Genomic DNA, 18,122 nt, shown 5'->3' with positions numbered 1-18,122 from the left:
TTCTGTTGCTGTTGCGCTAGGACCTGCACTGCAGATCACCGGGACTATCGAACCGCTCTCGCGGCGACCGTTCCGGCCGTTGGCAACTCGAATAACTTAGCACACCCGCGGGCCGTGTCAAGTCGACGGCGGAGAACTTCTGGGGTCCGTCTCCTCGAGGACCGCCCCGTCACTCCTCCGGCATCGAGAAGTCGGCGAAGTCGAACCCCGGAGAGACGAGGCAGCTGACCAGCGCGGCCTCCCCCGACGGCAGCGTCCGCTGCCAGACGTCGGCCGGTACGAGCGCCTGCACCGCGAACCCGTCGACCGCGGATCCCAGCACGACGGTCTCCCCGTCCTCCGGCTCCTCGCCGCTCCCGCCGTACTGCAGGGCCACCCGACCCGGGCCGTTCCAGATCCACGTCTCGGCGGACGACACTCTGTGCCATGCCGAGGACTCCCCCGGCGGCAGCAGGAACACGATCAGCGTCGCCGCCGGTCGTTCGCGCACCGAGCCGTCGGGTGCCGTCAGCGTCAACCGCTCCGGCGAGGTCCAGGTGCGGCGGTACCAGCCGCCCTCCGGATGCGGCTCCAGCCCCATCGACGCGGCGAGCGCGGGTCGGCGCACGCTCTCGAGCACGCGTCCGTCCACGCTCAACCGGTCCACCAGCTCGCCCGTCAGCTCCGCGCCCATCGGACCTCCCCCGAGATGATCGTGGCGAGGGCCGTGCCCTCACCGGCTTCCACTATCGCGGCGACCACGTCGTCCGCGGTCGCGGCGCTCACGTCGAGCACCGCCAGGTCGGCCAGGGCTCCCGGCACCAGCGCGCCGAACGAGTCGGCCGCCCCCATCGCCACCGCCCCGCCGAGCGTCGCCGCGTGCAGGAGCCGGGCGTGCAGATCCCGCCCGGTGTAGCCCTGCTCCCGCGCGATGCGGTGCAGCTCGGCGACATCGCCGAGGAGGTCCAGCGAGGGCGTCGACGAGAGCGAGTCCGTGCCCACGGCGATCGCGTTGCCCTCGCGCAGGTAGTCGGCGACCGGCGCCTCGTCGAGTCCGATCACCGCGTTCGAGCGCGGGCACAGTGCGACCGAGGTGCCGGAGCGGCGCAGCGTCGCCCTGTCCTCGGCGTCCACGTAGATGCCGTGCGCGATGTGCACGTCGTCGCCGAGCGCTCCGATCGTCTCGGCGTAGGCCACGGGCCGGAGCGCGCTGCCGCCGTTGCGGAGCAGGTGGAAGCCGTCGTAGCCCCAGCGGCGCCACTGCTCGGCCAGCGCGCCGCGTCCGTGCATCGTGTACTCCGCCTCCCACGCCGACTCCGCCAGGTGCAGGTGCCGGCGCACGCCGAGCTCCTGCGACAGGCCGGTCAGATCGCTGAGCACCGGGGTGTCCAGGGAGTAGGGGGCGTGCGGAGAGAGGCCGATGCGCGTGACCCCGGAAGTCCGCACGAGTTCCGCGGTGATCGCGCGGCCGCTGCCGCGCCAGTCGTCCTCGAGGAGGCTCATCAGCTCCCAGTAGGCGATGCCGTGCACGCGGCCGGCCTCGAGCACGTCCAGCGCCTCGAGGTCGGTGACGATGTCGGCGATCGCGGTCGTGCCGGTCGAGACCGCGATCGCGAGTCCGTCGGCGGCCGAGGCGGCCCAGTCGTGGGGCTGCTCGTAGACCACCTGGAACGCGCGAGACCAGTCCTCGAAGCCCTCGTAGCGACCGGCGCCGACGGCCGCCATGCAGGTGTACTGCAGGTGGGAGTGCGCGTTGACGAGCCCCGGAGTGATCACTCCGGCCCACTCCCGCACCCGGTCGGCCCCCTCGGCGAGGACCTCGTCGCGCGGACCGACTGCGAGGATCCGCTCGCCGCGCACCGCCACGGCGCCGCCGCGGATCGGCTCGCCGGCCACCGGCACCACCCAGGGCGCCAGATGGACCTCGACGCCCGTCACGGGATCCACGCCGACGGCATGAGCCCCGCGATGCTCGCGACCGAGGCGGCGGCGGCGAGCAGCACGGCGAGCGCCGTCACCGCCCAGTCGGCCGGCGCGTAGCGGATCTCGCGGAGCCAGGTGCGCTTCGCGGTGCCGAAGCCCCGCAGATCCAGCGCGTCGACCGTGTCCTCCGCGTCGACGAACGAGGTGATGGTCACGGGCACCATGAGCGGGGCCACCTCGCGCAGGCGCCGCACCGGGTTGCGGGTCTCGGCGCGCTCGTAGCCGCGCAGCCGCTGGGCGGCGGCCGTCTCCTGCAGGTTCGCGGCGGCGCTGGGCAGGAACTTGAAGGTCAGGTCGATGCCGTACGCGAAGCGCGCCGGCACTCCCAGCCGTGCGAACGCGACCGCGAGGTCGCCCGGGCGGATCGCGAAGGCCAGGGGGAATCCGACCGCGACCAGGGCGAGGAAGCGCAGCAGCATGTTCACCGCGTACGAGACGGCTCCCTCCGTGATCGGCAGCCCGATCAGCGGCACGGTGAACAGCGTCGCGCCCGTCTCGGGCTCGCCCGAGCTCGTCGCCCCGACGATCAGCCCGTTGATCCCCGCGAAGACCACCACGAACACGGCCACGACGGCCCAGTTCGAGCGGACCTCGCGGAACGGGATCCGCGCGCTGAGGTAGTAGGCGAACGCCACCACGGCGAGCGCCGCCATCCACCTCAGGTCCTTCACCTGCGTCGCGGTGATCACGAGCATCACCGGCACGACGATGAGCACGCGCGGATCCCGACGGCCGAGGAAGGAGTCGCCGCCGAGGTATCGAGGCGAGACCTCCACCGGTCAGCGTCCGGCGAGGTTCTGGAGCGGCTTCCAGACCCGGTCGAGCACGGGGACCAGGATCGCCGCGGTGATGCCGGTCGCGAGGATCGCGAGGAGGTAGGAGCCGAAGAACCAGTACTCCACGGTGACGCCGAGCAGCAGGTCGGTGACGGTGAAGAGCAGTCCCACGACGACCGCGGCGACCGCGATGGCGGCGGCCCAGACGACCTGACGACCGGTCGAGCGCGGCTCCTTGGCGTAGTAGCCGATGAGGCCCGCGAGCAGGCCGACGAGTCCGTTCGCGATGCTCCAGTTCCAGTACGTCAGGAATCCGTAGCCCATGATCTGGTCGACGATCGCGTTGCCGACGGCGCCCGTGAAGAAGCCGGCGATCGGGCCGAAGCGCAGGCCCACGAAGGGGATGATCGCGATCGCCGGGCGGATCGAGATCATCGTTCCGGGGAGCACGAAGCTGAGGGCTCCGAGCGCGCCGTAGAGAGCGGCGCCGACGGCGCCGAAGACGATTGTGCGGGACGAGACGGCCCAGGGGCCGGTCCGGGCGGGAGTCGCGGTGGTGGTCACGGGTGTGTCCTTTCGAGGGGATGGGGAGGAGCGTCGAGGGAGTGAGGAGCGTCGAGGGAGAGGCGCAGGCGCCGGGCGAGATCGAGGGGGCGCGGGAGGCGTCCGGCAGCGGGTCCGTGCTCGCGGGCGGCGCGCACGAAGTCGGTCCCGCGCAGCACGGCGCGCCCGCCGGCGGCCTCGCCGGGCTCGTGCCACAGCTCGAGGTCGTGCACGATCTCGGCCGGAGTCGCGTCGGCGACGATCCCGCCGCCGTCGACGACCACGACGCGGTCGGCCCGCGCGAGCGCCATGTCGACGTCGTGGGTGATGAAGTAGACGCTGTCGATGCCCTCGATCGCCCAGACGGCGTCGAGGAAGTGGCGCGACGAGCGCTCGTCCTGGCCGGCGGTCGGCTCGTCGAGGATCAGCGTGCGCGGGCGGAGCGTGAGGGCCAGCGCCACGGCCAGCCGCCGCTGCTGCCCGAAGGACAGCGTGCGCGGCGGCCTCTCCAGGATTCCGGGCACGTCGTGCAGCGAGACGGCGCGCAGCGCGGCGTCCGAGATCGCGGGGATCTCCTCCTCCGGGACACCCAGATTGCGCGGCCCGAAGGCCAGCTCGGCGCCGACGTTCTCGCTGAACAGCGCCTGCCCCGGGTTCTGGAACAGGTAGCCGCAGGTCGAGACGAGCTCGGCGGCGCTGAGCTCGTGCACCGGCCTCGCGTCGAGCAGCACCCGTCCGCGCGTCGGAGCGACGAGCCCGACGGCGGCGCGCATGAGGGTCGACTTGCCCGCACCGTTGCGGCCGAGGATCGCGACGCGCTCCCCCGCCTCGAAGCGGCGTTCGACGGCCGAGACGATCGTGCGCGCTCCGTAGCCGAGCTCCGCACCCTCGAAGTGCAGGCGGGCCGCGGCTCCCGGAGCGATCGGCGTCGACTCCGGCAGCGCCTCCTCCTCGCCGGACGCGCTCGCGAGCAGCGCCGAGAACGGCAGCTTCACCGACTCCGGTGACGCGACCTCGAGGAAGCCGTCGACGTCGCCCGAGTAGACGACACCGCCCTCCTCGAGGTAGACCACCCGGTCGGGCGCGAGGGCGAGCACCTCGTCGACTCGGTGCTCGACGATCACCGCCGCGCCGCCGCCGTCGACGTAGGAGCGGACGGCGGCGAGCAGCACGTCGGCCGCATCCGGATCGAGATTGGCGAGCGGCTCGTCGATCACGATGACCTTCGGATCGAGCACGAGGATCCCGGCGAAGGCGACGAGCTGCAGCTGACCGCCCGAGAGCTCGTGCGGCGGAGTGGAGAGCAGCGCCGTGAGCCCGAGCCGCTCGGCGACCCTGTGGGCGCGCTCGCGGATCTCGCTCGGCGGCGTGCCCCGGTTCTCGAGTCCGAACGCGATCTCGGCGAGCACGCTGTGGCCCACGACCTGCTTCGCCGGGTCCTGGAGCAGCGTGCCGACGACCTCGGAGATGTCGCGGAGGGCGAGCGGAGCGGCGTCGCGGCCCTCGACCTCGATCCGGCCCGTCACCTCGGCCCGGTACGAGCGCGGCACGAGGCCGTTGAGCACGCGCAGCAGAGTGCTCTTGCCGCAGCCCGACGGGCCGGCGATCAGCACGACCTCACCGCTCGAGACCGAGAAGGACGCATCGACGAGAGCGGGCACGGTGGCGCTGCGGTAGGTGACTCCGACGCCCTCGAGGCGGAGCAGCTCGCTCACGAGCGCGCTCCGTCGCGCTGGGGAGCGGCACGGCGACCCGTCGGGGTCCAGCTGCCGAGGAAGTCCTGCTGGGCGCGGCTGGCGCTGTCGATCGCGACGCCGAGGGAGGCCAGCTTGGCGCGCGCCACCCGGTCGTCGACCTCGGGTGGGAGCAGGTGGACCGCCGGAGCGAGAGTCCCCGCCTCCCGTGCCAGCACGTCGATCGCCGCCGCCTGCACACCGAAGGAGAGGTCCATGATCTCGATCGGGTTGCCCTCTCCCGCCGTGCAGTTGATGCAGCCGCCGTCGTCGAGCACCACGATCGAGCGCCCGGTCGGCAGCACGAAGCGCTCGAGTGCGTGGCCGATGCTCTCGCGGACCGCGCCCGCGGCGACGGCCGCGTCGATCGCGATCTCCTGCGCCACTCCGCCCGACACCGCGACCGCTGCTCCCTCGGGCAGGGCGAGCAGGTGCTCGACGTCGATCGTGTGCGCGATGCCGGTGGCCGACACGAGGAGGTCGGCCGTCCGTGCGGCGTCCTCCAGCGGAGCGACGTCGTAGCCCGCGAAGACCGCCTCCAGCGCCCGCACCGGGTCGACCTCCGACACCGTCACCCGCGCGCCGAGTGCGCGGGCGTGCTGCGCCACTCCGCGGCCCACGTGGCCGAAGCCGGCCACGACGACGTGCGCGCGGTCCAGCGGAGCGGCGAGCAGGTCGAGCATCGTGAGCAGCGTCGACTGCCCGGTGCCGTGCCGGTTGTCGAAGAGCGTCTTGCAGCGCGCGTCGTTCACGGCGAGGACCGGGATGCGCAGGGCGCCCTCGCGCTCCATGACCCGCAGCGGGCGGAGTCCGCTGGTGGTCTCCTCCGTGGCGCCGCGCAGGGTCTCGAAGACGGCGGGGCGCTCGGTGTGCGCGAGGCGGGTCACGGAGGAGCCGTCGTCGACCAGGATGTCGAGCCGGTGGTCGAGGAGGTCGAGCGCGAAGGCGTGGTCCTCGGCGGCGGTCGCGTCCGAGCGGGCGAACACGCTCACTCCCGCGTGCTCGAGGGCGGCCGCGGTGTCGTCGTGGGTGTTGGAGGCGCCGCACATCACGCTGACCTCGGCACCGGCCGCTGCGAGCTCGAGGGCGAGGGTCGCGGTCTTGGGCTCGAGCACCAGGACGAGCCCGATGCGCAGCCCCGCGATCGATCCGCTCTCGCGCAGCTGCCCGACGACGCTGCCGGTCACGGGCATGAAGCGGGATGCCCAGTCGATCTTGTCCTGGCCCTGCCGCCAGAGCGAGGCGTCGCGGATGCGGCCGCTCACGCGAGCACCTCGAGGGCGAGGGCCCGGTCGGCGCGGGCCGCGAGCTCGGCACCGTCGGCTCCCGGGTCGGCTGCGCGCGCTTCGGCGAGCGCCGCGGAGAAGGCGGACGAGAGCTGCTCGCGGGTCCGGCGCGTCGATCCGTCGGCCACGTCGCGGGCGACGAGGACGAAGGCCTCGCGGTCGGTGCCGAGGATGCGCGCGATGCCGGGTCGGCCGAAGGAGGAGTCGGTCTTCGCGGCCACGGCGGGTGCACCCTCCGCCGCATCGACGACGAGCACCGGTCCGCCGCCGCCGAGCGCGCCGGCGTCGACCGCGCCATCGAGCTCCCCTGTGGCGAAGGCGAGCACGACGTCGTCGAGGCGGGCGCCGTCCGTGACCGAGACGGCCAGGCCGAGCTGCGCGAGCTCGACGAGGGCCACCGGGTCGTCCCCGACGACGAGGACACGGGCGCCCATCGCCGCCGTGCGGGTCGCCAGCTCTCGGGCGAGCGGACCGGCGCCGAGGACGGCGATGCGGGTGTGCGCGAGGGAGAGATTGCTCGCCGACGCCGCGGCCCGCAGCACGGCCTGCGCCCACGCGGCCCGGGCGATCGCCGTCACGACGCGGGAGTCGGAGGCCTCGACCGGCTGCAGCTCGAGCCGGGCGAGCCGCTCGTCCAGGAGCGCCCGCGCGCGCTCTCGGCGCAGCGGAGTGAGGGTGGCGGACATCGGCGCTCCAGGGGGTCGGGTGCTGCTGGCGCTCCGCGGGCGCACAAGGCTCTAAGCGGTTAGCGTGTGACCATAGTCGCGCCGTGTTTCGCGGCCGCGCTCGTTTATTACGGCGACGTGAAACATTCCGGACGGCCGGGCGCACGACGAAGCGCCGGGCCCTCTCGGACCCGGCGCTCGGTCGTCTAGCGGAGGATCAGCTCCCCGTCTGCTCGCGGCGGCGGCGTTCGCTGATCATCAGGGCCGCTCCACCGAGCAGTCCGGCGAGCGCCAGCGTCGCCGTCAGGGCGAGCGAGACTCCGTCGGCGCCGGTCGAGGCGAGTCCGGTGCTGGGCCCGCGGGGCTTCACGACCGGGGCGACCACTCCGCCCGACTGCGGAGGCTTCGGGTTCGCCATCGGCGGCACGGCCGTCGGGGTGCTCGTGGGCGTCGCGGTCGGCTTCACCGTCGGAGTGACGGTGGGCGTGGCCGTGGGCGTGGGCGTCACCGTCGGAGTGGCGGTGGGCGTCGCGGTCGGCGTGACCGTCGGGGTCACGGTGGGTGTTGCGGTCGGGGTCGCCGTGGGCGTGGCCGTCGGCGTCACGGTCGGCGTGACCGTCGGAGTCACGGTCGGAGTCACGGTCGGCGTCACCGTCGGAGTCACGGTCGGAGTCACGGTCGGCGTCACCGTCGGAGTCACGGTCGGCGTGACCGTCGGCGTCACCGTCGGAGTCACGGTCGGCGTCACCGTCGGAGTCACGGTCGGCGTCACCGTCGGCGTCACCGTCGGAGTCACCGTCGGAGTCACGGTCGGCGTCACCGTCGGCGTCACCGTCGGAGTCACGGTCGGCGTCACCGTCGGAGTCACCGTCGGAGTCACGGTCGGAGTGACCGTCGGAGACACGGTCGGCGTCACCGTCGGAGTCACGGTCGGAGTGACCGTCGGAGACACGGTCGGCGTCACCGTCGGCGTGACCGTCGGCGTGACCGTGGGAGTCACGGTCGGAGTCACGGTCGGCGTCACCGTCGGAGTGACCGTCGGCGTGACCGTCGGCGTGACCGTGGGAGTCACGGTCGGCGTGACCGTGGGAGTCACGGTCGGCGTCACCGTGGGAGTCACGGTCGGCGTGACCGTAGGAGTCACAGTCGGAGTCACGGTCGGCGTGACCGTAGGAGTCACAGTCGGGGTCGCAGTCGGCGTGACGGTAGGAGTCACGGTCGGGGTGACCGTCGGCGTCTCCGTCGGAGTCGGCGTCGTCGCGCAGCCCGGGGTCGAGAAGACGTTGTCGTCCAGCGTCACCGCGGCGGTCTGCGCGAGCGCGCGTCCCTCGACGTCGGCGCCGGTGGTGACGGTGACCGACGCGAGAGCGAGGATCGACCCGGCGAAGTCGGAGTTCGTCCCCAGGGTCGCCGAGCTGCCGACCTGCCAGTACACGTTGCAGGCCTGAGCGCCGTTGATCAGCGCCACCGTGCTCTGCGACCCCGTGATCAGAGTGCTCGCCATCTGGAACACGAAGATCGAGCCGGGAACGCCCTCCGCGTCGAGGGTCACCGTCCCGGTGATGCCGATCGGTCCCGCTCCGCGGTAGACCCCGGGCACGAAGGTCCGGCCGACGAGGTCGCCCTCGATGTCCTCGTCACGAGCCTGGGACGCGAGCTGGTCGTACGCGACGACCAGGTCGGACTTGGCCTGCAGCGCGTCCGCGTTCGCGACGTTCCGCTCGCCCTGGATGATGCCCGGCGGGAACCCGGTGACGGCGGTGCCCGGGCTGAGGCCGAGCGAGTCCTGCAGGATCGTGTCCCCGGTGTTGGTCACCGTCGATCCGGCGAGGACCGAGTACTCCCCGGCGGTGCCGAGGTCGGGAGCGGTCGCGGCCTGGGCGGCGGTGCCCGCGAGGAGACCGACGGCGATCACGGCGAGACCGGCGGTGCCGGCGATGACGGCCCTTCCGCGGGACTGCCGGCGACGCCGCAGAGAGGATCGATCGGACGTGGGCGGCATGAAGGCCAGCGATCTGCCCACGTCAGCGTGGGCTCGGTACCCGCGATGGGTGCTCCGAACAGTACGGCTCGGCGGCCCCGCGGAACCGAAGCCACCCTGATGGGGGGTCAGTGTCGAGAGAGCGCCGTCTCAGCCGGCCAGCCGCCCGCGCAGGACCAGCGACGTCGGCAGAACGAGTCGCCGCGGCTCTCCGTCCAGGTCCGCGAGCCGGGCGAGTGCGAGTCCGACCGCCTCCGCCCCCATCCGCCGCGGGTCGTGCGCGACCACGCTGATGCCCAGCTCCTGGGCGACCTCCGAGTCGTCGAAGCCGATCAGCGCCACGTCGCGCCCCGCGAGGGCGCGGTGCACGCCGAGGGTCGCACGGTTGTTGCCCGCGAAGACGGCGTCCGGAGGCGTCTCACCGGCGAGGAGCTCGCGCGCGGCCGCCTCCGCCCCCTCGGCGCTGACGCCGTCCTCCCGCACGAGACCGGAACCCTCCAGCGCGTCCTCGAACCCCGCGAGCCGCTGCCCGTGCGTATAGAGCGTGCGCGGACTGCCCACGAACGCGATCCGTCGACGACCGGCGGCGAGCAGGGCGGTGACCGCGGCGCGCGCCCCGCCCCGGTCGTCCAGCAGCACGCTGTCGGACTCGGCGCCGACGAGGGGACGGTCGAGCGCGACCACCGGGGTCCCGAGGCGCCGCTCGCCGTCGAGGTAGCCGTGATCGTGGGCGCTCGGCACGAGCAGCAGCGCGCGCACCCTCCGCTCGAGCATGCCGGCGACCGCGGGACGCTCCCCCTCCGCCACGTCCCCCGACGCGGCGACCAGCACCGTCAGCCCGCGAGCGGACGCGGCGTCGATCGCGCCTGCCGCGAGCGCGCCGGAGAACGGGTTCGTGATCTCGCCCACGAGGAGCCCGATCGTCGAGCTCACCCCTCCGGTCCGCAGCTCGCGGGCCAGCGCGTTCGGCCGGAACCGCAGTGCCGCCGCCGCCTGCTCCACCCGCGTGCGGGTCGCCTCCGCCACTTTCGCCGAGCCGCCGAGCGCCCGGGACGCGGTGCGGATGCTCACCCCCGCCGCCAGCGCGACGTCGGCGATCGTGGCGCGGCCTCGGCGAGCGTCGCGGGGGTCGGTGCTCACTCTGCGAGTGTACGGAGGCGGCGCCCGGCAGGGTCGCGACGGTCCCGCCGCACGACCCGCAGCAGTTGCTCCGCCCGGACTCCTCCTCGGCCGGCATCGTGCGCGAGCACCGGTGGCAACCGATGTCGCGCGCGGTCGCAGACCCGGTCGGGGTGCTCGGGAGCCGTGTCCTAGGCTGACCGGATGTCCCCCCGGCCCCGGCGACCGACGCTCGCCGACGTGGCGCGCGCGGCCGGGACGTCGAGCACGGTCGTCAGCTACGTCGTGAACGACGGACCGCGCCCGGTGTCGGCGGAGCTCCGCCAGCGCGTGGAGGACGCCATCGCCGAGCTCGGCTACCGCCGCAACTCCCTGGCCGAGGCGCTCAGCATCGGCCGCTCGAGTCTGGTCGGCCTGCTCGTCCCCGATTCCTCCAACGCCTTCTTCGGCGAACTGGTCCGGCACATCGAGCACGAGGCCCGCCGACGCTCGCTGCTGACGCTGCTCGGCAACACCGAGTACGACCCCGAGGTCGAGCGCGGCTACGAGCGCACCTTCGCCGATCTGCGCACCGCGGGCATCCTGCTCGTCACGATCGATCCGGCGAGCGCCGCCGACACCGCTCCGCGCGTCTTCCTGCACTCCTCGCCGCCCACGCGCGACGAGCCGAGCGTGGTGTTCGACGACGAGCAAGGCACCCGCTCGGCCGTCGAGCACCTCCTCGCCCACGGCTACGACGACGTGCACTGCGTCACCGGACCCGACGACTTCGGTCCGTCGGGTCTGCGCGCGCGCTCGTGGGCCGGAGCGGTCGCGGAGGCGGGAGCCGGCGGTCGCCTGCACCGCGTCCCGATGGACCGCGTCTCCTCCGAGCAGGCGCTCCGCACCGTGCTGCGCGAGGAGCGGCCCCGCGCCGTCTTCGCGACGACCGACGAGCACGCACTCGCCCTCCTCCGCGCCGCGTCGCAGGAGGGGATCCACGTCCCGTCCGAGCTCGCGGTGGTCGGCTTCGACGGCATCCGGGAGGCGCTGCTCGGAGGGGTGCGCGTCACCACCGTGGCCGTGCCCGTCCCCGAGATGGCGCGCATCGCGTTCGAGCTCCTGGGCGAGACCTCCAGCGACGCTCCCGTCCGCCACGTCCGCCTGCCGACCACCCTGGTCCTCGGCGAGACCTGCGGCTGCCCGACCGCGCCTGCGCCGGTCGAGTAGTCCCGCCGTTCCTGCCGGTCGAGTAGCGCCGCAGGCGCGTCTCGAGACCCGACCCCGGGAATGCGGATCTCGATACGGTCGCGCGCGCTCTACTCGATCAGCAGGAAGGCGCCACCGCCGCAGTCAGCTCCGGAGGGTGCGGTCAGCCCAGCTCCCCCAGCCGCCCGATCACGCCCTCGCCCAACCGCGCCACGTACCCCTCCGGGTCCGGCCCCTGCGGCGCCAGCTCCACCAGCGTGATCCCGATCGCCGCGTACTCCTCCATCGCCCGCACGAAGCCGTCCGGGTCGCCCACCGGATCCCCGCCGCCGATGATCGTCTTCGTGATCGCGTCGTAGTCGCGCCCGAGCTCGTCGCAGTGGCGCCGCAGCACGTCCAGCTTGTGCGCGACCACCTCGGCGCCCGTCGCGAACAGGTTGCACGCGTCGCCGTACTGCGCCACGAGCCGCAGGGTCTTCTTCTCGCCCCCGCCTCCGATCAGGATCGGCGGACCCGGCTTCTGGATCGGCTCCGGGTGGTTCAGCGTCTCGGCCAGCCGGTAGTGCTCGCCCTCGAACGGCCCGTCGTCCTCGCTCCACATCTGCCGGCAGATCCGCAGCGTCTCCTCGAGTCGCTCGAACCGCTCCGTCAGCGGCGGGTACGGCACACCGAGCCCGAGGTGCTCGCGCTCGTACCAGGCGGCGCCGATGCCGAGCATCGCCCGCCCGCCCGACAGCACGTCGAGCGTCGTCACGATCTTGGCGAGCAGCCCCGGGTGCCGATAGGTCACTCCGGTCACGAGCAGTCCCAGGCGGAGCCGCTCCGTCCGCCCCGCGAGGAACCCGAGCGAGGTGTAGCCCTCGAGCATCGGATCCTCGCTGGTCGCGAACTGCTCCATCTGGAAGTAGTGGTCCATCAGCGTGAACCACTCGCAGCCCACGTCCTCGGCCGTCCGTGCCGTGGCCCCCAGGATCGGAGCGATCCCCGTGCTGCCACCCGGCAGCGTGAAGTCCATGAAATGAATGCCTACCTGCATGCAAGATCCCCTGTGGTCCGCGAGGCGACGTCCGGGTCCGCGCGGATCACGCGGAGCACCCGGGTGCCGAAGTACTCCGAGCCTGGCACCCGCGCCCCCGCGGAGGTTCTGCTTGACAGCATCCACGGCTGCGCACCGCGCCGCCCTCAGCAGGACGGGATCGCCCCTGCATCGCCGCCCGGTGGACGATCAGTGCTGGAGGCTCGCTGTCACGCCGTGACGCGGTATCGCCGCCCGCCGAACCCGACCACGTCGCCGACCGCCAGCTGGCGCCCACGACGCCGGTCGACCTCGCCGTTCACGCTCACGAGTCCGACCGCAACGGCCTCCTTCACCTCGCCACCCGAGTCGAGGATCCCGGCGAACTTCAGGAACTGCCCCAGGCGGATGGCCTCCCCGTCGAGGGGGACGTCGTCGATGGGTGCGGGCACAGGCGCTACACCGCCGGGATGTCGGCGAAGCGCGAGAAGTGGCCGTGGAAGCCCACGGTGACCGTGCGGGTCGGGCCGTTGCGGTGCTTCGCCACGATCAGGTCGGCCTCGCCGGCGCGCGGGTTGTCCTTCTCGTACGCGCTCTCGCGGTGCAGGAGGATCACCATGTCGGCGTCCTGCTCGATCGAGCCGGACTCGCGGAGGTCGGAGATCGCGGGGAGCTTGTCGGCACGCTGCTCCGGACCACGGTTCAGCTGCGACAGCGCGATGACCGGCACCTGGAGCTCCTTCGCGAGGAGCTTGAGCGCACGGGAGAACTCCGAGACCTCCTGCTGGCGGCTCTCGACCTTCTTGCCCGAGGTCATCAGCTGCAGGTAGTCGATGACGACCATCTTGAGTCCGATGCGCTGCTTGAGCCGGCGGCACTTCGCGCGGATCTCGACGAGCGTGAGGTTGGGCGAATCGTCGATGTAGAGCGGAGCGTCGTTGATGCGGCCGCGGGTGGATGCGATGGTCGTCCAGTCGCGCTGGTCGACGGTGCCCTTGCGCATGTGCTGCAGCGGCACGGAGGCCTCGGCCGAGAGCAGGCGCATCGCGATCTCGCTGCGCCCCATCTCGAGAGAGAAGAAGATCGTCGGCATCTGGTGCTTGATCGCGGCGGCGCGGGCGAAGTCGAGGGCGAGCGTCGACTTTCCGAGCGCGGGTCGCGCGGCGACGATGATCATCTGGCCCGGGTGGAATCCGTTGGTGAGGTCGTCGAGGTCGGCGAAGCCGGTCGGCACGCCGGTGAAGGCGCCGTCCTTGTGCGCGGCCGCCTCGATCTCGTCGATGGCGACGGTGACCGCGTCGGTCAGCGGAACGTAGTCCTCAGCCGCCTCGGACCCGGTGACGTTGTAGATCTCGGCCTGCGCGGTGTTGACGAGATCGAGGACCTCGCCCTCGCCCTGGTAGCCCATCTGCACGATGCGGGTGCCGGCCTCGACGAGGCGCCGCAGCAGTGCGCGTTCGGCGACGATCGAGGCGTAGTAGCCGGCGTTCGCGGCCGTCGGCACCATCGCGGTGAGCGAGTGCAGGTAGTCGGCGCCGCCCGCGCGCTGCAGCTCGCCCTGCTTGGTGAGCTCGTCGGTGACCGCGATGACGTCGGTCGGCTCTCCGTGCGAGTAGAGCTGCAGGATCGCGTCGAAGACGATCTCGTGCTTGGGGATGTAGAAGTCGGTGGCCTTGACGCTCTCGACGACGTCGGCGACCGCGTCCTTCGAGAGCAGCATGCCTCCGAGTGCCGACTGCTCGGCGAGCAGGTCGTGCGGAGGGGTGCGCTCGTGGCGCGGGGAGTCGCCTCGAGCCTCGCTCCGTCCGTCCGAGCCGGGAACCGCCAGGTGCGCGATCGTCATGCCTTCGCCTCCTGTCGTGGGGTGCCTCGCGGGAACGGTAGGACCGCCGGCCGAGCCGTGATCACGTGCGTCGGATCCGGTCTACCAGCGACCTCCGACAGCGTCGGCGCCGGTCGTCCGGACGCCTCGACCCGCTCCCCTCGCGGGGCGCTGCGCCACCCTACGTACCGCTCGCCGCCACGGTCAAACCGCCCTGTGGAGGAGACTGTGGACAACTGTGGTGAAACGCCGGACCACGTGTGGGGAACATGTGGAGAACCCTGTGGAATCGCGAGCCCTCGTGATCTTTTTTCCACCCTTTGACCTGGGCTTTCCCTCATTCCACAGGTGTGTGTGGAAAAGAGTCTCCAGACCACGTTGAAGGTTGTCCCCGCGATTGGGTGTATGTGGATGGAGCTGTGGAGAACGGGACGACGAAGGGCGGTGCAGCAGGACCCGGAGATCCCGCCGCACCGCCCTTCGAGGCGTGTCTCGCGGCCTTACTTGGCCGCGACCACCTGGAGCTTCACGGTGGCCTGGATGTCGTCGCGCAGACGCACCACGGCCTCGTGCTCGCCGACCGTCTTGATCGCGTTCGCGATGACGATCTTGCGCTTGTCGAGGTCGCCGAAGCCGGCGGCCGCCACAGCGGTGGCGATGTCGCTCGTCTTGACCGAGCCGAACAGGCGGCCGTCGCGGCCCGCCTTGACGGTGAGCTTCACCCGGTTGGCCTCGAGGACCTGCTTGGTGTGCTGCGCCTCTTCGATCGTCTTGTGCTCGCGCGCGGCGCGGGCCGACTTGATCTGCTCGACCTGCTTCTCGCCTCCACGGGTCCACGCGACGCCGAAGCCCTGCGGGATGAGGAAGTTGCGGGCGTAGCCGTTCTTGACGTCGACGACGTCACCGGCGGAGCCGAGACCGTCGACCTCGTGGGTCAGGATGACCTTGGACATACCGTTACCTACCTTCCGCTGCCGGCGTAGGGCAGGAGCGCCATCTCGCGGGCGTTCTTGACGGCACGGGCGATGAGGCGCTGCTCCTGGACGGAGACGCCGGTGATACGACGGGCGCGGATCTTCCCGCGCTCCGAGATGAACTTGCGGAGGGTCGCGACATCCTTGTAGTCGATGACACCCACGCGGACCGACTTCGCGGGGGCCGCGTTCTTCGCGCCCTTGCCGCGGATCGGCTTGCGGCGGTCGCCGCTGCTCTTTCCAGCCATAGTGGTTTCCTTAGATTCTGGTTCGCCCCCCTCCGCGGCCGCTCGTGCGGCGTGCGGAGAGAGCGTGATTCAGGTGAGGTCGCGTCCGAGCCCGAGGCTCAGAACGGAGTCTCGTCGTTGTAGCTGCCCGGCGTGCTCCAGACGTCGCCACCGGCCGGCGCGCTCGGCGCCCACGGCTCCTCGGCCTGGCCACCGCGGTTGCCTCCCGCGTTGCCGCCGGAGCCCCCCTGGTTGCCGCCGAAGCCGCCCTGTCCGCCCTGGCTCGCGCCCTGACCTCCGCCGACCTGTCCGCGTCCGCCGCCCGCGCCTCCACCGGAGGCACGCGTGACCTGTGCGGTCGCGTAGCGGAGCGAGGGACCGATCTCGTCGATCTCGAGCTCGATGCTGGTGCGCTTCTCGCCTTCCTTCGTCTCGTACGAGCGCTGCTTCAGGCGGCCGGTCGCGATGACGCGGCTCCCCTTGGTCAGCGATCCCGCGACGTGCTCGGCGAACTCGCGCCAGACGGAGGCCCGGAGGAACAGCGCTTCGCCGTCCTTCCAGTCGTTCGCCTGACGGTCGAAGGTGCGCGGAGTGGAGGCGATGGTGAAGTTCGCGACCGCGAGCCCGTTCTGCGTGTAGCGCAGCTCGGGGTCGGAGGTGAGGTTCCCCACCACGGTGATGATCGTCTCGCCGGCCATGAGCGCTACGCCTTGGGAGCGGCCGAGGCCTTGGCAGCCTTGCGGGCGGCCTTCTCGTCGGCGAGCTTCGCAGCGGCGGCGACCTGGGCGATGCCCTCTTCGGCCCGCAGCACCTTGGTGCGCATGACGGCCTCGGACAGCTTCAGCTGACGGTCGAGCTCGTTCGCAGCGGCAGAGGTCGACGTGAAGTCGACGACGGCGTAGATGCCCTCGGACTTCTTGTTGATCTCGTACGCCAGACGACGACGGCCCCAGACGTCCACCTTGTCGATGGATCCACCATCGGTGCGGATGACGTTGAGGAACTTGTCGAGACTCGGAGCGACGGTGCGCTCATCGATCTCGGGGTCCAGGATGACCATGATTTCGTACTGATGCGTCACTAACCCACCTCCTTCGGACTGAACGGCCACGGTATTTCCGTGACAGGAGGGTATGTAGCATCTGCCCACTCCCGCGGACGCGAGTGCGTCTGGTCGTGGACAACCTGGACACCCTACCACCGCGGCCGTTCCCGCGGTCGGGAGATCTGCGCCCGATCCGGCGGCCCGACCGGGCATCCCGGGCCGGCGGCTCAGCGATGCGGCTCAGCGCGCCGCCCACCACTCCTTCAGCCGCTGCGTCGCGAGCTCCTCGCCCAGCGGTCCCTCCTCGAGCCGCAGCTCGAGCAGGAAGCGGTACGCCGCACCGACCTCCGGCCCCGGCGGCAGGTCGAGGATCCGCATGATCGCGGTGCCGTCGAGGTCGGGCCGCTTGGACGCGAGCTCCTCCTTCTCGGCGAGCTCGGCGATGCGCGTCTCGAGGTCGTCGTACGCGTGCGCCAGCCGGTCGGCCTTGCGCTTGTTGCGCGTGGTCACGTCGGCCCGCGTGAGGATGTGCAGCCGCTCGAGCAGGGGCCCGGCGTCCGTCACGTAGCGGCGCACGGCGGAGTCGGTCCAGGCTCCGTCGGTGTAGCCGAAGAACCGCAGGTGCAGCTCGATCAGCCGGGCCACCTCGGTCGTCGACTGCTTGTCGAACTTGAGCGCGCGCATCCGCTTGATCGCCAGCTTGGACCCGACGAGGTCGTGGTGGTGGAAGCTCACGGCACCGCCGGCTTCGAGGCGGCGCGTCGCGGGCTTGCCGATGTCGTGCAGCAGCGCGGCGAGGCGCAGCACGACGTCCGGGGCCGCCCCGGGGTTCCGCGACTGCTCGAGCGAGATCGCCTGCTCCAGCACGGTCAGGCTGTGCACGTAGACGTCTTTGTGGTGGTGGTGCTCGTCCTGCTCCAGGCGCAGGGCGGGCAGTTCCGGGAGGAAATGACCGGCCAGACCGGTGTCGACGAGGAGCTCCAGGCCCGCTCGCGGAGACGCGGTGGACAGCAGCTTGCGCAGCTCCTCCTGCACCCGCTCGGCCGAGACGTCCCGGATGCGCGGCGCGAGCTCGGCCATCGCCCACTCGACCTCCTCGGTGGTGCGGAACCCGAGCTGCGACGTGAAGCGGGCGCCCCGCATCATGCGGAGCGGATCGTCGCCGAACGAGACGTCGGCATCGGCAGGCGTCCGCAGGCGGCCGGCCAGCAGGTCCTCCACACCCCCGGAAGGATCGACGAGGACGACCTCCGGGATCCGGAGCGCCATCGCGTTCACCGTGAAGTCCCGCCGCACCAGGTCGCCCTCGAGGGTGTCGCCGAACTCGACCTCGGGCTTGCGGCTGACTCCGTCGTAGCTGTCGCTGCGATAGGTCGTGATCTCGACCGTCTCGCCCGCGATCCGCGCGCCGATGGTGCCGAACGCTCGACCGATGTCCCAGTGCGCCTCCGCGATGGGAGCGACGATGCGCACGATGTCGTCGGGGCGCGCGGAGGTGGTGAAGTCGAGGTCGTGCACTCCGTGCCCCAGGAACGCGTCGCGGACGGGTCCGCCCACCAGCGCGAGCTCGTGCCCCTGGGCGGCGAACGCCTCCGCCAGTCGCGCCACGGTCGGCGTCGCCGCCAGAGCACGGAGGGTCTCGAGTGCGGCCTGGACGCTGTGCATTCGCACGAGTGTAGTCGCGGCGCACGGCCGGAGAAGGGGGCCGGGAGAGGCCCTAACCGGTCTGACCGGTTACCGGTCCCGTTGCGCCCGCCGCCGACCGCCGCGGGCCTGCACGTAGAAT

The 18,122-nt window shown here is 72.0% G+C and carries 19 protein-coding genes and 1 pseudogene; 2 read left to right on the top strand and 18 right to left on the bottom strand.

What is annotated here, in order from left to right; all coding sequences use genetic code 11:
- Positions 1 to 169 precede the first annotated feature (169 nt).
- The 8 genes from IOC53_RS05440 to IOC53_RS18810 form a co-directional block, all read right to left on the bottom strand.
- On the bottom strand, positions 170 to 673 hold the full coding sequence (locus tag IOC53_RS05440) for a cupin domain-containing protein (RefSeq protein ID WP_207403341.1): 504 nt from the start codon (positions 671 to 673) through the stop codon (positions 170 to 172).
- The gene (locus IOC53_RS05435; RefSeq protein WP_307786075.1) at positions 658 to 1,926 is read right to left on the bottom strand and encodes an amidohydrolase family protein; all 1,269 of its coding nucleotides are present in this window, start codon (positions 1,924 to 1,926) and stop codon (positions 658 to 660) included. The genes IOC53_RS05440 and IOC53_RS05435 overlap by 16 nt, the downstream gene beginning before the upstream one ends.
- On the bottom strand, positions 1,914 to 2,738 hold the full coding sequence (locus IOC53_RS05430; RefSeq protein WP_207403340.1) for an energy-coupling factor transporter transmembrane protein EcfT: 825 nt from the start codon (positions 2,736 to 2,738) through the stop codon (positions 1,914 to 1,916). The genes IOC53_RS05435 and IOC53_RS05430 overlap by 13 nt, the downstream gene beginning before the upstream one ends.
- Before the next feature lie 3 nt (positions 2,739 to 2,741).
- A complete protein-coding gene (locus IOC53_RS05425; protein WP_207403339.1) occupies positions 2,742 to 3,302 on the bottom strand; it encodes an ECF transporter S component in 561 nt (186 codons plus the stop codon).
- Positions 3,299 to 4,996, bottom strand: coding sequence for an ABC transporter ATP-binding protein (locus IOC53_RS05420; RefSeq protein WP_207403338.1), 1,698 nt, complete (start codon positions 4,994 to 4,996; stop codon positions 3,299 to 3,301). Before IOC53_RS05420 ends, IOC53_RS05425 begins: the two co-directional genes overlap by 4 nt.
- Positions 4,993 to 6,279 (bottom strand): adenosylhomocysteinase, encoded by a 1,287-nt coding sequence (locus IOC53_RS05415; protein WP_207403337.1) that lies wholly within the window; start codon positions 6,277 to 6,279, stop codon positions 4,993 to 4,995. The genes IOC53_RS05420 and IOC53_RS05415 overlap by 4 nt, the downstream gene beginning before the upstream one ends.
- Positions 6,276 to 6,986, bottom strand: coding sequence for a hypothetical protein (locus IOC53_RS05410; RefSeq protein WP_207403336.1), 711 nt, complete (start codon positions 6,984 to 6,986; stop codon positions 6,276 to 6,278). The genes IOC53_RS05415 and IOC53_RS05410 overlap by 4 nt, the downstream gene beginning before the upstream one ends.
- Before the next feature lie 196 nt (positions 6,987 to 7,182).
- The gene (locus IOC53_RS18810) at positions 7,183 to 7,431 is read right to left on the bottom strand and encodes a hypothetical protein (protein WP_242682945.1); all 249 of its coding nucleotides are present in this window, start codon (positions 7,429 to 7,431) and stop codon (positions 7,183 to 7,185) included.
- Here IOC53_RS18810 and IOC53_RS19185 point away from each other — a divergent pair.
- Entirely contained in the window at positions 7,409 to 8,413 is a 1,005-nt protein-coding gene (locus tag IOC53_RS19185) for a hypothetical protein (RefSeq protein WP_278250016.1), read from the top strand. The two genes, IOC53_RS18810 and IOC53_RS19185, sit on opposite strands and share 23 nt — an antisense overlap.
- Here the strand turns inward: IOC53_RS19185 and IOC53_RS19635 are convergent.
- Positions 8,305 to 8,967, bottom strand: a pseudogene (locus tag IOC53_RS19635) (ice-binding family protein); the annotation flags it as partial. The gene IOC53_RS19185 and the pseudogene IOC53_RS19635 sit on opposite strands and share 109 nt — an antisense overlap.
- 129 nt (positions 8,968 to 9,096) lie before the next feature.
- On the bottom strand, positions 9,097 to 10,086 hold the full coding sequence (locus tag IOC53_RS05400) for a LacI family DNA-binding transcriptional regulator (RefSeq protein ID WP_207403334.1): 990 nt from the start codon (positions 10,084 to 10,086) through the stop codon (positions 9,097 to 9,099).
- Positions 10,087 to 10,269: 183 nt separating this feature from the next.
- Here IOC53_RS05400 and IOC53_RS05395 point away from each other — a divergent pair, with 183 nt between their 5' ends.
- Positions 10,270 to 11,274, top strand: coding sequence for a LacI family DNA-binding transcriptional regulator (locus IOC53_RS05395; RefSeq protein WP_207403333.1), 1,005 nt, complete (start codon positions 10,270 to 10,272; stop codon positions 11,272 to 11,274).
- 142 nt (positions 11,275 to 11,416) lie between these two features.
- Here IOC53_RS05395 and IOC53_RS05390 read toward each other — a convergent pair whose 3' ends face one another.
- From IOC53_RS05390 to IOC53_RS05355, 8 genes are all read right to left on the bottom strand, one after another.
- Positions 11,417 to 12,289 carry an LLM class F420-dependent oxidoreductase gene (locus IOC53_RS05390; RefSeq protein ID WP_207403332.1) on the bottom strand — a complete coding sequence of 291 codons (873 nt, stop codon included), beginning with the start codon at positions 12,287 to 12,289 and terminating at the stop codon, positions 11,417 to 11,419.
- A gap of 209 nt (positions 12,290 to 12,498) precedes the next feature.
- Positions 12,499 to 12,720: an RNA-binding S4 domain-containing protein gene (locus IOC53_RS05385; protein WP_207403331.1), complete on the bottom strand. Its 222-nt coding sequence runs from the start codon at positions 12,718 to 12,720 to the stop codon at positions 12,499 to 12,501.
- A 5-nt stretch (positions 12,721 to 12,725) separates the two neighbouring features.
- The gene (dnaB, locus tag IOC53_RS05380) at positions 12,726 to 13,988 is read right to left on the bottom strand and encodes a replicative DNA helicase (RefSeq protein WP_374070318.1); all 1,263 of its coding nucleotides are present in this window, start codon (positions 13,986 to 13,988) and stop codon (positions 12,726 to 12,728) included.
- 602 nt (positions 13,989 to 14,590) lie between these two features.
- Entirely contained in the window at positions 14,591 to 15,043 is a 453-nt protein-coding gene (gene rplI / locus IOC53_RS05375; protein WP_207403329.1) for a 50S ribosomal protein L9, read from the bottom strand.
- Positions 15,044 to 15,051: 8 nt separating this feature from the next.
- On the bottom strand, positions 15,052 to 15,312 hold the full coding sequence (gene rpsR / locus IOC53_RS05370) for a 30S ribosomal protein S18 (protein ID WP_055784551.1): 261 nt from the start codon (positions 15,310 to 15,312) through the stop codon (positions 15,052 to 15,054).
- 98 nt (positions 15,313 to 15,410) lie between these two features.
- Positions 15,411 to 15,989 carry a single-stranded DNA-binding protein gene (locus IOC53_RS05365; RefSeq protein ID WP_207403328.1) on the bottom strand — a complete coding sequence of 193 codons (579 nt, stop codon included), beginning with the start codon at positions 15,987 to 15,989 and terminating at the stop codon, positions 15,411 to 15,413.
- 5 nt (positions 15,990 to 15,994) lie between these two features.
- Positions 15,995 to 16,372: a 30S ribosomal protein S6 gene (gene rpsF / locus IOC53_RS05360; RefSeq protein ID WP_068207796.1), complete on the bottom strand. Its 378-nt coding sequence runs from the start codon at positions 16,370 to 16,372 to the stop codon at positions 15,995 to 15,997.
- A 204-nt stretch (positions 16,373 to 16,576) separates the two neighbouring features.
- On the bottom strand, positions 16,577 to 18,001 hold the full coding sequence (locus IOC53_RS05355; protein WP_207403327.1) for a CCA tRNA nucleotidyltransferase: 1,425 nt from the start codon (positions 17,999 to 18,001) through the stop codon (positions 16,577 to 16,579).
- Between the last annotated feature and the right edge of the window lie 121 nt (positions 18,002 to 18,122).

This window comes from Rathayibacter sp. SD072 (assembly GCF_017355185.1).
Classification (GTDB): Bacteria; Actinomycetota; Actinomycetes; order Actinomycetales; family Microbacteriaceae; genus Rathayibacter.
This window is presented reverse-complemented; position numbering and strand designations above follow the sequence as displayed.

Excerpts from the sequence above, each read along its gene's own strand:
- IOC53_RS05395 (WP_207403333.1), top strand. The coding sequence starts at position 10,270 with ATGTCCCCCCGGCCCCGGCGACCGACGCTCGCCGACGTGGCGCGCGCG.
- IOC53_RS05440 (WP_207403341.1), bottom strand. The coding sequence starts at position 673 with ATGGGCGCGGAGCTGACGGGCGAGCTGGTGGACCGGTTGAGCGTGGAC.
- IOC53_RS05365 (WP_207403328.1), bottom strand. The coding sequence starts at position 15,989 with ATGGCCGGCGAGACGATCATCACCGTGGTGGGGAACCTCACCTCCGAC.
- dnaB (WP_374070318.1), bottom strand. The coding sequence starts at position 13,988 with ATGCTGCTCTCGAAGGACGCGGTCGCCGACGTCGTCGAGAGCGTCAAG.
- IOC53_RS05355 (WP_207403327.1), bottom strand. The coding sequence starts at position 18,001 with ATGCACAGCGTCCAGGCCGCACTCGAGACCCTCCGTGCTCTGGCGGCG.
- IOC53_RS05390 (WP_207403332.1), bottom strand. The coding sequence starts at position 12,289 with ATGCAGGTAGGCATTCATTTCATGGACTTCACGCTGCCGGGTGGCAGC.
- rpsR (WP_055784551.1), bottom strand. The coding sequence starts at position 15,312 with ATGGCTGGAAAGAGCAGCGGCGACCGCCGCAAGCCGATCCGCGGCAAG.
- IOC53_RS05410 (WP_207403336.1), bottom strand. The coding sequence starts at position 6,986 with ATGTCCGCCACCCTCACTCCGCTGCGCCGAGAGCGCGCGCGGGCGCTC.
- rplI (WP_207403329.1), bottom strand. The coding sequence starts at position 15,043 with ATGTCCAAGGTCATCCTGACCCACGAGGTCGACGGTCTCGGCTCCGCC.